Source organism: Actinoplanes sp. NPDC051513, assembly GCF_044454685.1.
Taxonomy (GTDB): Bacteria; Actinomycetota; Actinomycetes; order Mycobacteriales; family Micromonosporaceae; genus Actinoplanes.
On sequence record NZ_JBITDW010000002.1, the window covers coordinates 434,938 to 447,822 of the forward strand.

The 12,885-nt window shown below is 71.7% G+C and carries 13 protein-coding genes; 7 read left to right on the top strand and 6 right to left on the bottom strand.

The window, feature by feature from the left end:
• Window positions 1–5: 5 nt before the first annotated feature.
• Genes ACIA5D_RS07260 through ACIA5D_RS07275 form a run of 4 tightly spaced genes read right to left on the bottom strand, consistent with a single transcriptional unit; the run spans window position 6 to window position 3,640 of the window.
• Window positions 6–2,066, bottom strand: coding sequence for a molybdopterin cofactor-binding domain-containing protein (locus ACIA5D_RS07260; RefSeq protein WP_396028974.1), 2,061 nt, complete (start codon window positions 2,064–2,066; stop codon window positions 6–8).
• Window positions 2,059–2,505 carry a (2Fe-2S)-binding protein gene (locus ACIA5D_RS07265; RefSeq protein WP_396028975.1) on the bottom strand — a complete coding sequence of 149 codons (447 nt, stop codon included), beginning with the start codon at window positions 2,503–2,505 and terminating at the stop codon, window positions 2,059–2,061. Before ACIA5D_RS07265 ends, ACIA5D_RS07260 begins: the two co-directional genes overlap by 8 nt.
• The gene (locus ACIA5D_RS07270) at window positions 2,505–3,149 is read right to left on the bottom strand and encodes a GntR family transcriptional regulator (RefSeq protein WP_396028976.1); all 645 of its coding nucleotides are present in this window, start codon (window positions 3,147–3,149) and stop codon (window positions 2,505–2,507) included. The genes ACIA5D_RS07265 and ACIA5D_RS07270 overlap by 1 nt, the downstream gene beginning before the upstream one ends.
• Complete coding sequence (locus ACIA5D_RS07275) at window positions 3,146–3,640, bottom strand: VOC family protein (protein WP_396028977.1); 495 nt, start codon at window positions 3,638–3,640, stop codon at window positions 3,146–3,148. Before ACIA5D_RS07275 ends, ACIA5D_RS07270 begins: the two co-directional genes overlap by 4 nt.
• A gap of 120 nt (window positions 3,641–3,760) precedes the next feature.
• Between ACIA5D_RS07275 and ACIA5D_RS07280 the strand changes: the two genes are divergently transcribed.
• From ACIA5D_RS07280 to ACIA5D_RS07290, 3 genes are read left to right on the top strand one after another with little or no spacing between them, the layout of a single operon-like run.
• On the top strand, window positions 3,761–5,929 hold the full coding sequence (locus tag ACIA5D_RS07280; RefSeq protein ID WP_396028979.1) for a thiamine pyrophosphate-dependent enzyme: 2,169 nt from the start codon (window positions 3,761–3,763) through the stop codon (window positions 5,927–5,929).
• Window position 5,930: 1 nt separating this feature from the next.
• The gene (locus ACIA5D_RS07285; protein WP_396028980.1) at window positions 5,931–7,247 is read left to right on the top strand and encodes a dihydrolipoamide acetyltransferase family protein; all 1,317 of its coding nucleotides are present in this window, start codon (window positions 5,931–5,933) and stop codon (window positions 7,245–7,247) included.
• Between the two features lie 11 nt (window positions 7,248–7,258).
• Window positions 7,259–8,320, top strand: coding sequence for an alpha/beta hydrolase family protein (locus ACIA5D_RS07290; RefSeq protein WP_396028981.1), 1,062 nt, complete (start codon window positions 7,259–7,261; stop codon window positions 8,318–8,320).
• A 177-nt stretch (window positions 8,321–8,497) separates the two neighbouring features.
• On the opposite strand, the gene ACIA5D_RS07295 is transcribed toward ACIA5D_RS07290, so the two are convergent.
• Entirely contained in the window at window positions 8,498–8,680 is a 183-nt protein-coding gene (locus ACIA5D_RS07295) for an antitoxin (RefSeq protein ID WP_396028982.1), read from the bottom strand.
• A 136-nt stretch (window positions 8,681–8,816) separates the two neighbouring features.
• Here ACIA5D_RS07295 and ACIA5D_RS07300 point away from each other — a divergent pair, with 136 nt between their 5' ends.
• From ACIA5D_RS07300 to ACIA5D_RS07315, 4 genes are all read left to right on the top strand, one after another.
• Window positions 8,817–9,665: a Rieske 2Fe-2S domain-containing protein gene (locus tag ACIA5D_RS07300; protein ID WP_396028983.1), complete on the top strand. Its 849-nt coding sequence runs from the start codon at window positions 8,817–8,819 to the stop codon at window positions 9,663–9,665.
• Window positions 9,662–10,561, top strand: a complete 900-nt coding sequence (locus tag ACIA5D_RS07305) for a PfkB family carbohydrate kinase (RefSeq protein WP_396028984.1) — start codon at window positions 9,662–9,664, stop codon at window positions 10,559–10,561. Before ACIA5D_RS07300 ends, ACIA5D_RS07305 begins: the two co-directional genes overlap by 4 nt.
• 101 nt (window positions 10,562–10,662) lie before the next feature.
• On the top strand, window positions 10,663–11,091 hold the full coding sequence (locus tag ACIA5D_RS07310) for a phage holin family protein (RefSeq protein ID WP_396028985.1): 429 nt from the start codon (window positions 10,663–10,665) through the stop codon (window positions 11,089–11,091).
• Window positions 11,088–11,423: a DUF3618 domain-containing protein gene (locus ACIA5D_RS07315; protein WP_396028986.1), complete on the top strand. Its 336-nt coding sequence runs from the start codon at window positions 11,088–11,090 to the stop codon at window positions 11,421–11,423. Before ACIA5D_RS07310 ends, ACIA5D_RS07315 begins: the two co-directional genes overlap by 4 nt.
• 58 nt (window positions 11,424–11,481) lie before the next feature.
• On the opposite strand, the gene ACIA5D_RS07320 is transcribed toward ACIA5D_RS07315, so the two are convergent.
• Window positions 11,482–12,852, bottom strand: coding sequence for an FAD-binding oxidoreductase (locus tag ACIA5D_RS07320; protein ID WP_396028987.1), 1,371 nt, complete (start codon window positions 12,850–12,852; stop codon window positions 11,482–11,484).
• Between the last annotated feature and the right edge of the window lie 33 nt (window positions 12,853–12,885).

Sequence of the window (12,885 nt, forward strand, 5' to 3'; positions counted from 1 at the left end):
CGAAGTCAGCTCTCTCTTTCGATCGCCGCCACCACCGCCTCGGTTGTCAGGGGCAGGTCACGCACGCGGACGCCGACCGCCGCCGCCAGCGCATTGCCGATCGCGGCAGCGGTCGGGCCCTGCGCGCCCTCGCCCGCGCCGAGCGACTTCTCGTTCTCGTCGCCGCCGACCAGCGTGACGTCGACCCGCGGCACCCGGGAGAACCGCAGGATCGGGTAGGTCTCCCACGTGTCGCTGGTGACCTGCCGGCGGTCGAAGCGAACCCGCTCGGTGAGGGTCCAGCTGGCCGACTGCACGGCGCCGCCCTCGATCTGGTTGCGCACGCCATCCGGGTTGACCACGCGGCCCACATCGACCGCCACGGTCAGGCGACGAACCCGGACGTCCGCCTCGGCCTCCACCTCGGCGACCACCGCGCAGTATGCGCCGGTGCCTTTGTACCTGGCGTAGCCCAGCCCGACCCCGGTGCCGTCGGCTCGCGGCCGGCCCCAGCCGGCCGCCTCGGCCGCCGCAGTGAGGACTCGCCGCCCACGCGGGTCGCTGAGATGAGCCAGCCGGAACTCCAGCGGATCCCGCCCGGCCGCCTCGGCCAGCTCGTCCATGGCCGACTCGATGGCGAAGACGTTGAGGAACGCGCCCAGCGCCCGCATCGAGGAGCTGCGGATCGGTGACCGGAGCAACCGATGCCCAACCACCCGACGGCGCGGCAGGTCGTACCCGGGCAGCGCGTTGCGCATGCTGCCGTACCCGTTCGCGGCCGGAGGATCCACCGGCGCCGGATAGTCGGCCGCCTGCTCGAGGAAGGTCGCGGAGAGTAGACCGGGCACGCCGGCGTACCCGGGCCGGGCCATGTGTCCCTGGCTGAAGACGTCGTAGCGCCACGACGAGATCGCCCCGTCGGCCGACAACGTGGCGGCGACGTCGGCCGTCATCGCCGACCCGAACGGCGCCCACGACAGCTCGTCCTGCCGGCTCCACAACACCTGAACCGGCCGTCCCGGCACGGCCCGGGCGAGCAGCACCGCGTCGAACGCCGCGTCGTCGGCGGCGTTGTGCCCGTAGCAGCCCGCGTTCTCGGCGTGCTCGACCCGCACGGCGCCCGGCTCGAGACCGAGCGCGGCAGCGATCGCCCGCCCGAGCGGATGGACGCCCTGACTGTGCGACCACACGTCGACCCGCCCGTCGCCATGCCAGAGCGCCACACCGCAGCTGGGCGCCATCGACGCGTGCGCCACGAACGGACGGCTGTAGGTCGCCCGAACGACGCGGTCGCCGCTCGCGTGGGCGTGGTCGCCCCGGCCGCCGGTCGTGTCGGTGTCGTCGTCGACGACCGTGATGGTCTCGTGCGGGCCCGATCGCAGGAACTTGTCGAGTTCCTCCTCGTTGGGGAGCGAGTCATGCTCAGCCCACCGCGTGCCCCGCCGCAGGGCCTCCGCGGCGCGCACCACGGTCGCCTCGTCCGGCCCCACCAGGCCGAGGAACGAGCCGTCGCGTACGAGCGTGAACCCCTCGGGCACCGCGGCGTCCACCTCGACGAGGCGTGCCCCACGCGACGGCGGACGCACGACCCGGCCGAACAGCAGGCCGGGCGGGCGCATGTCTTGGATGTAGCGCGGCCGCCCGAACACTTTGTCCGGCAGGTCGAGCCGCTCTACGCTCCGCCCGACCAGCTCGCGCCCCGACCGCAGCGGCACGTCGGGGTCGGCCGGGACCTCGAGGTCGACCAGGGACGCCAGCTCGGGATAGGAGAAGTGGTCGCCACCCGCCGCACGGGCGAAGCGCGCCCGGACGTTGGCCGCCGCGACCCGCAGCGCGGCACCCGAATCCATGATGGACAGGCTGCCCGCGGTGACGCCCTCGTCGGGCCCGCCGGACCCGGCCGGCAGCATGCGGACCGCCGCGATGCCGACGCCGAGCTCGTCGGCGGCGATCTGCGCCAGCGCGGTGAGGATGCCCTGACCGAGCTCGACCTTTCCGGCCCGCACGTCGATCGTGCCGTCGGCGTGCACCGTGATCCAGCGCGCGAGGATCGGGTTGGCGGCGAGGTTCTTCGGGAGCTCAGCCATCGTCCTCGCCCGCCCGTACGATCGCCCGGACCATCCGCTGTTGCGCCCCGCACCGGCACAGATGCCGGTCGAGCGCGGCGACCACCTCGGGTTCGCCGGGATGAGGGTCGCGCTCCAGCAGCGCGACCGCCGACATGATGATCCCGGTGACGCAGAAGCCGCACTGCGCCGCCTGCTCGTCGAGGAACGCCCTCTGGACCGGGTGGGGTGTGATGCCCTCGACCGTCGTGACCGCCTTGCCCGCGACCGACCAGATCGGGGTCTCGCACGACGGCACCGGATGTCCGTCGACGTGTACGAAGCAGGCGCCGCAGAGCCCGAGCCCGCACCCGAAGCGCGCGCCCACCAGGCCGAGATCGTTGCGCAGGACGTACAGCAGCGGCGTGTCCGGATCGGCCGCGACGCGATGCTCCTCGCCGTTCACCGTCAGCGTGATCATCAGTCTTCTCCGAATACTTCGGGATGCCGGCCGAGCTCGATGCGCGTCCGCCGGATGTGACCGGCCAGGAATCGGCCCGAGTCGATCTCGTCGCGGCGCTCGATGGCGTCGAGCAGCAGGCGATGCTCGGCGTTCACGACCCAGCGCCGGCTCGGGCCGGTGAGCTGCATGAACAGACGGCGGTAGTACTGCGTCGAGTTCCACAGCCGGGTGACCGTGGTGGTCAGCTGATCGATGCCGCAGGCGCTGTAGGTGCGCAGGTGGAACTCGCGGTCGAGAGCGAGGAACCCTTCCACGTCGACCCCGGCCTCGATCTCGTCCTGGATCTCCTCGAGCCGCAGGAAGTCGCCGGGCGTCAGCATCGGCAGGCTCTCGGCGAGGGCGAGAGGCTCGAGCTGCTCGCGCATCTTGTACATCACGTCGACCTCGTGCATGGACAGCCAGGGCACCCGGGCGCCCTTGTTGGGCTCGTGCTCGACGAGGCCCTCGGCGGCCAGCATCTGCAGCGCCTCGCGCACGGGGAGCCGGCTGGCGCCGAGCTGCTGGGCGATGTCCTCCTGCCGGACCCGCTCGCCGGGGGCGATCCGTCCGCCGAGGATGGCGCTGCGCAGGTGCTCGGCGACGCGCTGCGTGGCCACGGTCATGTGTTCTCGCCCCGGAAATAAGCCCGGCCGTGCGGGTAGGAGACCAGCTCGAACTGCATGCCCCATGGTGCCAGGAAGTAGACCCAGCGCTGGCCCTCATGGGGACCGCGGCTCGCCGTGGGCTCGCCGAGCACCGTGACGCCGTGCCGTCTCAGGTGGGCGACGGCGGCGTCAAGATCGTCGACGTACAGCGCTATGTGGTGGCCGCCGACGTCGCTGTTGCGGGGCTGCTCGGTGCGCCGGCCGGGCGCCGTGTACGAGAACACCTCGAGGATCGCCTGGCCGCCGAGCCGGAAGAACCGGTTTTCCGGGATCGTGGCGCGCGGGTGGACGTTGAGGTGTTCCGCCATCCACATCCCCTCGTCGGCGAACGGGCCCAGGGAGTAGAGGTACTCGCAGCCGAGCACGTCGACCAGGAACGTCTGTGCCTCGTCGAGATCGGGCACGGTGAAGCCGATGTGGTCTAGTCGCTGCAGTCCTGGGAGCCCCATCGCTCGCCTCCTTTTGGATCCAATCGACCCTAGCGCCTCGCGATGTCGCGTGGGAAGTACGAATTTCGGCTGGCAAATGGATCCAATCGGTGAGAGGCTGTCCGGACGAAGGAGGTCCCGATGGCGGAACACCGCGCTTTGCACCCCGGCGCCGCATGGACGGAACTGGTCGTCACCGACGCCGACTGGGATGCGGCCGACCCCGAGCTGCTCGCCACGATGTTCCATCAGCTCACGCTGATCCGCGCCTTCGAAGAGCTGGTGCTCGAGCTCGCCACCGCGGGCCTGGTGCACGGCCCCGCCCACTCCAGCATCGGGCAGGAAGGCGGGGCCGTCGGCTCCGTGCTCGCCCTCGCCCCCGGCGATCAGGTGAACGGCTCGCACCGCGGTCACCACCAGTTCCTCGCCAAGGCGCTGCACCACGTCGCGCCCAAGGGCTTCGACCTGACCGCGGCGCTGCCCGATGAGGTCCGTACGGTCCTGCTGCGCACGCTCGCCGAGATCTGCGGCCTCGCCCGCGGCTTCGGCCACGGCCGCGGTGGATCCATGCATCTCCAGTGGATCGAGGCCGGTGCGATGGGCACCAACGCCATCGTCGGCGGCGGCGTTCCGCTGGCGGGCGGCTACGCCTGGGCCGCCCGGCAGGCCGGCACCGACGCGGTCGCGGTGACGTATTTCGGCGACGGCGCCGCGAACATCGGCTCCACGCTGGAGACCTTCAACCTCGCCGCGGCCTGGCGCTTGCCGGTCTGCTTCTTCCTGGAAAACAACCAGTACGCGGTGTCCACCAGCGTGCAGGAGGCGACGGGGGAGCAGCGCCTGTCCGCCCGCGGCCCGGGCTTCGGCATCGCCAGCTGGCGGGTCGACGGCATGGATCCGCTGGCGGTCCATCTGGCGACGAGCGAGGCGACCGCGCACATGCGCGCGGGCCACGGTCCCACGCTCATCGAGGCCGACACCTACCGCTACTTCCACCAGAACGGCTCGTTCCCCGGCAGTGCCTTCCGGTACCGCTCGCGGGAAGAAGAGGCCGAGTGGCGCAGCCGCGACCCGATCGATCGGGTGGCCGGCCACCTGATCCGGCGCGGGCTGCTCACCGCCGAGGCGCGCGCCGCCGCCGTCGCCGGGGCCAGGGAACTGGTGGCAGCAGCCGCAGACGTCCTGCTCGAGCCGCTCCCCGGCGGGAAGCCCGGCGAGCGGCGGATCAGACCGGCCGAGTGGCCCGACCCGGCCTTCGTCGACGTCGGGGTTCGCGGTGACCTCGGCGAGTTCGCCGGCGCCCGGCCGGCCGACGAGACCATTCCCGTGCGCGACACCAAGTTCATCGACGCCGTCGCCGAGGTCATGCGGCGGCGCATGGCGACCGACGACCGGATAGTCGTGCTCGGCGAGGACGTGCACCGTCTCAACGGCGGCACGAACGGCGCCACCAAGGGCCTCAAGGACGCCTTCCCCGACCGGGTGCTGGGCACCCCCATCAGCGAGAACGCCTTCACCGGCCTGGCCGGCGGCATCGCGCTCGACGGGCGGTTCCGGCCGGTCGTCGAGCTCATGTACGCCGACTTTATGTGGGTCGCCGCCGACCAGCTGTTCAACCAGATCGGCAAGGCCCGGCACATGTTCGGCGGCGACGGCTCGGTCCCGCTGGTGGTTCGCAGCAAGGTGGCGACCGGCACCGGGTACGGCTCGCAGCACTCGATGGACCCGGCCGGGGTGTTCGCCACCGCGCCCGGCTGGCGGATCGTCGCGCCGTCCACGCCGTTCGACTACGTCGGCCTGATGAACGCCGCCCTGCGCTGCGAAGACCCGGTCGTCGTGCTGGAACACGTCGACCTTTACAACAGCACCGGCCCGGGCCCGGTCGACGACTACGACTACTGCCTCCCGGTCGGCCGGGCCGCGATCCGGCGCACGGGCTCGGCGGTCACGGTGGTGGCCTACCTGTCGATGGTCGCCGAGGCGCTGGCCGCGGCCGGGGAGACCGGCGTCGACGCCGAGGTGGTCGACCTGCGCTGGCTCGACCGGGCGAGCGTCGACTGGGAAACCCTGGGCGCCAGCATCCGCAAGACCAACCGGATCCTCATCGTCGAGCAGGGCCCGGTCGGCACCTCCTACGGCGGGTGGCTGGCCGACGAGATGCAGCGCCGGTTCTTCGACTGGCTCGACGCGCCGATCCAGCGCGTCACCGGCGGCGAGGCGTCGCCGAGCATCAGCAAGGTCCTCGAACGGGCGGCGATAGCCCGCCGCGAGGAGATCGCCACCGGCCTGCGCCGGATCGGGGAGGCCTGAGATGGCGAGCCTGCTCAGGATGCCCGCGATCTCCGCCAACATGGTCGAGGCCGTGCTCAACGAGTGGCCGCTGGCGGAGAACACGGCCTTCGCCGCCGGCGACCCGATCGCCACGGTCGAGACCGACAAGGCCGTCGTAGACGTCCCGGCCGAGACCGACGGCGTGCTGATCCGCACCCTCGTCGAACCTGGCACGGCGGTCGCGGTGGGCACGCCGTTGGCCGTGCTCGGCGCTCCCGGCGAGGCAGTCGGCGAGGTGGAGGCCATCGTCGCCCAGCTGCTCGGAGCGACGCCGGAAGCGGCAACGGCGGATGGCACGCCGGAACCGCAAGCGGTGGCCAACGGCGCGGTCAGAGTGTTCGCCAGCCCGCTCGCGCGTCGACTCGCCCGCGAGAACGCCCTGCGCGTCGAGGACATCACCGGCACCGGCCCGGGTGGCCGCATCATCCGCGACGACGTCCACCGCGCCATGTCCGATCGCGCCCGCACCACCTCAGCCGAGCCTGAGGTGAGTGCCGCGGTTCCGGCGGCGGTGACGCCCTCCGGGCCGGCGGTGACGCCCTGCGGGCCGGCGGTGAGCCCAGCGGCCCTTTCGCTGTCGGCGTCGGCAGCTGGTTCAGTGGGTGGAACGGGTGAGGTTGCGTTCGAGGTGATTCCACATTCGCGGATGCGGAGGGCGATCGCCGCGCGCCTGTCCGCGAGCGCTCGCGAGACGCCCGTGTTCACGATCCGGGGCAGCGTGAAGGCCGGCGCCCTGCTGGCGCTTCGCGAGGAGCTCAACGCGGGAGCCGAGGGCAGGGTCTCCCTGAACGACCTGGTGGTTGCGGCGGCCGCGCGTGCCCACGTCGCGGTGCCGGGCATGAACGTCGCGTGGACTGACGAGGCCGTCCGCCGGTTCCGGCGGGTCGACGTCTCCATCGCCGTGGCCACCGACAACGGCCTGGTGACGCCGGTGATTCGCCGGGCATCCGAGCTCACGATCACGGCGCTCGCCCGGACGAGCGCCGACCTGGTCGCCCGGGCCCGCGAGGGCCGGCTGCGGCAGGAGGAGCTGGACGGCGGCACGCTCACCGTGACCAACCTCGGGGCGTACGGCGTCGAGGAGTTCAGCGCGGTGATCAATCCGCCGCAGGCGGCGATCCTGGCCGTCGGCGCCGTCCGGGAAGAGGCCGTCGTCGTCGGCGGGGCGGTGGCCGTCGCCATGGTGCTGCGGGTGACGCTCTCGGTCGATCACCGGCCGGTCGACGGTGCCCTCGCCGCCCGGTGGATGGCCCACTTCCTCGGCCTGCTCGAGGCGCCCTTACGCATCCTGGCCTGACGGAGGTATCCATGCCCGACGCCGCCATTGAGACCGCTCTCGCCCACTGGGCGCCCCGGCTGATTCAGAACGGGGTCGACTACAACGACATGACCGCGACCGTTGCCCGCACCCAGACGTGGGCCGACTGGCTTCCGCAGTGGAACAGGACCGCCGACGAGCAGGCGGAGTTCGCCCGGGAGGCCGATGTCGCCGGGCATCCTCTCACCGCCGGTCAGGCGTGGCGGCGGGCGTCGGTGAACAGGCACTTCGGCAAGTTCGTCTGGACGGTCGACCTCGAGCTGGCCGCCGAAGCCACCCGCGTGTCGGTCCGGGAGACGCTGGCCGCGTTGGAGCGTCTCGACCCGTCCGGTGAGCGGCTGGAGGTGGCGTTCGCGGAGGGCATGGTCTACGCCAACCTGCGCCGGCCGCCGGGCGTCGATCTGCCGTCCTACGTGGTTCTGATCCCGGGGCTCGACTCGACGAAGGAGGAATTCTTCTATTTCGAGCAGTCGTTTCTCGACCGCGGCATGGCCACGATCGCCCTCGACGGGCCGGGGCAGGGCGAGACCGGGCTCGCGCTGCCGATCCGGCACGACTACGAGGTTGCGGTCACCGCACTGCTCGACCACGTGGCGGCCCGCGCCGACCTCGACCACGAGCGCATCGGGCTCGCCGGCGTGAGCCTCGGCGGCTACTACGCGCCGCGGGCCGCAGCCCACGAACCGAGGGTGGCCGCGGTGGCCGGCATCAGTGGCCCGTTCCGCTTCGGCGACATGTGGGACGACCTGCCGCCGATGACCCGGCAGACCTTCGTCGTGAAGTCCGGCGCCCGCGACGACGAGGAGGGCCGCCGGCTCGCCCTCACGCTCGACCTCACCGAGCAATGCCGGCGGATCAGCGTCCCGGCCCTGTATGTCACGGGTCGCCTCGACCGGCTCATCCCCTGGCAGCAGACGCGGCGCCAGGCCGACGAGACACCCAAGGGCACCTTTGTCTGCTTCCCGGAAGGCAACCACGGCGTTTCCAACCTTCCGTCCAAGGCCCGCCCGATGATCGCCGACTGGATGGCCGACCAGCTCGGCAAGAGGTGACGAGGTGAATCGTCAATGGTTTCCGGCGGTCCGCTGGGCAGGTATGGCGACGTGACGGGCCGCGGCCACCGGCTGGTTTCCCCCAACGCCGAGCGGGAAACCGGACCGGGGCCGGCCCGACCGTGATCGAGCCGGCCACGACGAAGACCGGCGACGAGCGCCATGACCCGGACGGTCCTAACGGCGCTGCGTGTCGCCCTCGCCGGTGCGCTCCTGCCCTTCGTCGACGCCCTTGTCGATCTTGTCGGAGTATTTGTTGCCGGTGCGGTCGTCGACCTGGTCGCCAGCCTTCTCGAGGCCCTGGTCGACCTGATCGTCGTGCTTGTCGGCGAAGTCCTTCGCCTCGTCCATGAATCCCATCGGTGCTCCTTCCACAAGGCCGAGGCAGGAAGGTTGCCCGGCCGGGCAACAACCAAACGCGCGCGAGGCGAGCTTCAGATGCAGCGGCACACCTTCTGAGCCGTTTGGCCGCGCGACGGGTGGGCAATCGCCGTAGATGCAGATGATGACTCGGCTGGAAGAGGCCCAAGCGCTCGATCCCGTGAGCGACCGGCTGCAGGGGGCGGTGCAGGCCATCGCGAAACCGCAGTGGCTGCGTGACGTGCTGCACGGCACCTGGCTCGGCCACCCCCTGCATCCGGTGCTGGTACAGCTGCCGATCGGCTCGTTCGTCTCGGCGGCGATCCTCGATCTGCTGCCCGGCCGGAGCCGTTCCGCGACCGTCCTGATCGCGGCGGGCGTGGCCGGCGTGGCGCCTGCGGTGGCGGCGGGCTGGCTCGACTGGTCGCAGCTGACCAAGGACCGGCGCCGGGTGGGCCTGGTGCACGCGACGACGAATGCGATCGCGGTGGGGCTCTATGCGACGTCGCTGGTCGCCCGCCTGCGCGGGCGGACCGCCCGCGGAAAGGCCTTCGGCTTCGCCGGACTGACGGTGGCTGGTCTAGGCGCCTATCTTGGGGGTCATCTTTCGTACGCCCAGAGCGCCGGCGCCAACCAGGCCGCGCCGGAGATCGTCCGTGTTCCGGAGGACTGGACCGAGGTGGCGTCGCTGGCCGACCTGCCCGACGGCCGTCCGGTGGTGCGCTCGGCGGGGGAGGTGCCGATCCTCGTCTACCGGTACGGTGACCGGGTCTCGGCCCTGATCGAACGCTGCGGCCACGAGACCGGCCCGCTCGGCGAGGGCGAGGTCACCGGCGAGGGCGCCGACGCGTGCGTGGTCTGCCCCTGGCACGGCAGCGTCTTCCGCCTGACCGACGGCGCGGTTCAGCACGGCCCGGCGGCCAGCGCCCAGCCGACGCTGCGCTCCCGGGTCCGCGACGGCCGCGTCGAGGTTTCCCAGCCGTGACCGGGCGGGTCGTGGTTGTCGGGCAGTTGGCCCGTGACCTCGTCGTGCGGGTCGAGCGGATGCCCGCGACCGGCGAGGCGGCCGACGTCGAGCTGCGCCGGGAGATGCTTGGCGGCAAGGGCGCCAACCAGGCGGTCTCGCTCGCTCAGCTCGGCGCCACGGTCTCGCTGGTCGCGGTGGCCGGCGGCGACGATGTCGGCGACCGCCTGGTGGCGCAGGCCGCCCGGGACGGGATCGACGTGAGCGGCGTGGCCCGCCGCGGCGGGGAGCCGACCGGGCTGATCGTGGAGGCGCTCGAGGCCGGCGGCGGCTGGCGCTACCTGCAGCACCTGCCGCCTTCGACGCTGCTGACGCCGGCCGACATCGAGAAAGCGGACGCCTTGTTCGCCGGCGCGGTGGCCGTCCTGGTTCAGCTCCAGCAGCCGCCGCGGGCCGCGCTCGCCGCTGCGCGTCGTGCCCGGGAGGCGGAAGCCCTCGTGGTGCTCGACGGCGTCCCGGCCGAGGAGGATCGCGAGGACCTGCTGGCGGTCGCCGATGTGCTGCGCGCCGACGAGCGGGAGACCCACCTGCTGACCGGTGTGCCGCCGGACGACGAGTATCAGGTGCGGGTGGCGGCCGAGAAGGTGCTGAACGCCGGCCCGGGCCTGCACGCGCTCGGCATGACCGGCGGGAACCTGTTCGTGTGGCGGGAGGGGCACCTGTTCCTGCCGCTGGGTGACGCGCCGGTGGTCGACACGACCGGGGCCGGCGACGCGCTGACCGCCGCGCTGACGGTCGCCCTACTGCGTGGCGCCGCGCCGCCGGAGGCCGCCCGCTACGCGGTCGCCGCCGCGGCCCTGACGGTCGGCCACCCCGGCGGCCGCCCCAGCCTGAGATGGCTCAGCACGAAAAGCTGACACGCGGTCGCATCAGCCCGGGCGGAGGCGGTGGAGGCGTCGTTGCGTTTGGTCGCCGGGGCGGTGGGCACCACAAGGGCAGGAGCAAGGAGGTGAACACGGTGACCACAACCGCATCGGCCGGCAATCGGCACGACGGGAAGTCGACCGCGGACCTGGTGAATCAGGCGGCCGCGCAGATCTCGACACTGGTCCGCGACGAGCTGGCGCTGGCGAAGTCGGAGCTCACCGAGAAGGGCAAGCGCGCCGGAATCGGCGGTGGGCTGTTCGGCGCGGCCGCGGTGCTCGCGCTTTACGGGCTCGGGCTGCTGCTGACCCTCGCGGTGGTCCTTCTGGACCTGGCCTGGCCACTGTGGCTGGCCGTTCTCGTCGTCATGGTGGTGATCTTCGCCGCCGCCGGCGTGGCCGCGCTGATCGGGCGCATCAAGCTGCGCGAGTCGTCGCCGCCGCTGCCGGAGAACGCGATCGAGAGTGTCGAGGCGGACGTGCGCACGGTCAGGACCGCGGCACGGGAAGGACGGCACACATGAGCACCGCGCAGGATCCGCAGCAGTTGCGGGCGGAGATCGAGCAGACCCGCGCCGATCTGGGAGAGACCGTCGAGGCGCTGGCCGCCAAGACCGACGTGAAGGCGCGCGCCAAGGGGGCCGCGTCGGACGCGGCTGGAAAGGCGAAGGAGAAGCTGGACGACGCGCGGCACATCGCCGCCGACCGGCTCGCTCCGGCCCGGGAACAGGTGTTCGTTCTCAAGAAGAGGGCGGCCCAGGAACCGGCGGTCCGGAAATCCCTGCCAATTGTCGGCGTGGCCGCGCTGGCCTTGACCGGAGCCATCCTGGTCGCGACATCCCGCAGAAAGCGCTGAAGCGCCCACAAAGAGCGAACGCACCACACCCCCCCGGTGCGGTGCGTTCGTCGTACCCCTAACTGGTTTTGATGTTCTGGTTGAGCTGGAAAAGGTTGGACGGGTCGTAGCTTTCCTTCACCGAGACCAGGCGGTCGTAGGTCGCCTTCGGATAGGAGGCGCGGACCCGGTCCTCGGAGGCCTCGCCGGTGAAATTGACGTAGGTCGAGGCATCCGTGTTCAGGGAATCGGTGGCCGCACGCGCCCAGGAGACCGCCGCGGGATAGCCATCGGCGTCGGCGGATCGGGCCACCACGTTGAGCAGATAATCGCGGTTGCGTGCGGCGAAAGCGGTCGCGTCCTCCGGAATCCGGGACATCGCGCCGCCCAGGTGGTGGATGTGCAGCTCGGAAACCGGGTTCGGGACGGCCGCGAACTTCGGGATCAGCGAATCGGCGGCGTCGTCCAGGTTGTCGAAGAAGGCGGAGCGGAAATAGTTCCACATTCCCCTCGGATAGAGCGGGTCGAGAAGGGTCTGCATCGCGGTGTAGGGCATCGGCGAGAAAAGGTCGGTGATGACCGGCGCGAGGGTGCGGAAAGGACGCGTCGCGGCGTCGCCGTCCTCGGGATGACCGGACCACATTCCCACGACCGCCACGATCGGCTTGCCGTGGACCTCCTCGGGCAGGAAGGGCGCCGGCGGGGCGGTGGTCATGTTGATGACCACCGAAAGCTCGTCGGGCGCCTGCCGCGGGAAAGTGCGCAGGATCTGCTCGGCGTGCTCGCCGGGATAGAAGACGAGGCCGGCGAAGACCGTGGGGCCGACCTCGTGCAGGCGGAATTCGAACGACGTGACCACGCCGAAGTTGCCGCCGCCGCCGCGCAGCGCCCAGAGCAGTTCGGGGCGCTCGTCCTCGCTGACGCGCAGGTACTGGCCGTCGGCGGTGACGATGTCGGCGGCGATGAGGTTGTCGCAGGTCAGGCCGCAGCGGCGGACCAGCCAGCCGATGCCGCCGCCCAGGGTGAAACCGGCGATGCCGGTGCTGGAGACCAGGCCGCCGGTGACCGCCAGGCCGAACGCCTGGGTCTCGGCGTCGACGTCACGCCACAGGGCGCCCGCCTGCGCCGTGACGGTGCGCCGGCCGGGGTCGACGCGGACGCCGTTCATCGGGCTCAGGTCGAGCACGACGCCGTTGTCGACGGTGGAGAAGCCGGGAATGCTGTGGCCGCCGCCGCGTACGGCGAGGGGGAGGCCCTCGCTGCGGGCGAACTCGACGGTCTTGAGGACGTCGGCCACGCCGTGGCAGCGGACGATCAGGCCGGGGCGCTTGTCGTGGGCGCCGTTCCAGATGGATCGGGCCTCGTCGTAGGCCTCGTCGCCGGGGCGGACCAGGTCGCCGCGCAGGGATTGTGCCAGCTCGCCGAGCGTGGCTTCGCCAATCGTGTTCATGTGATCCGACGCTACGAAGCCGGCCTTCGCAAC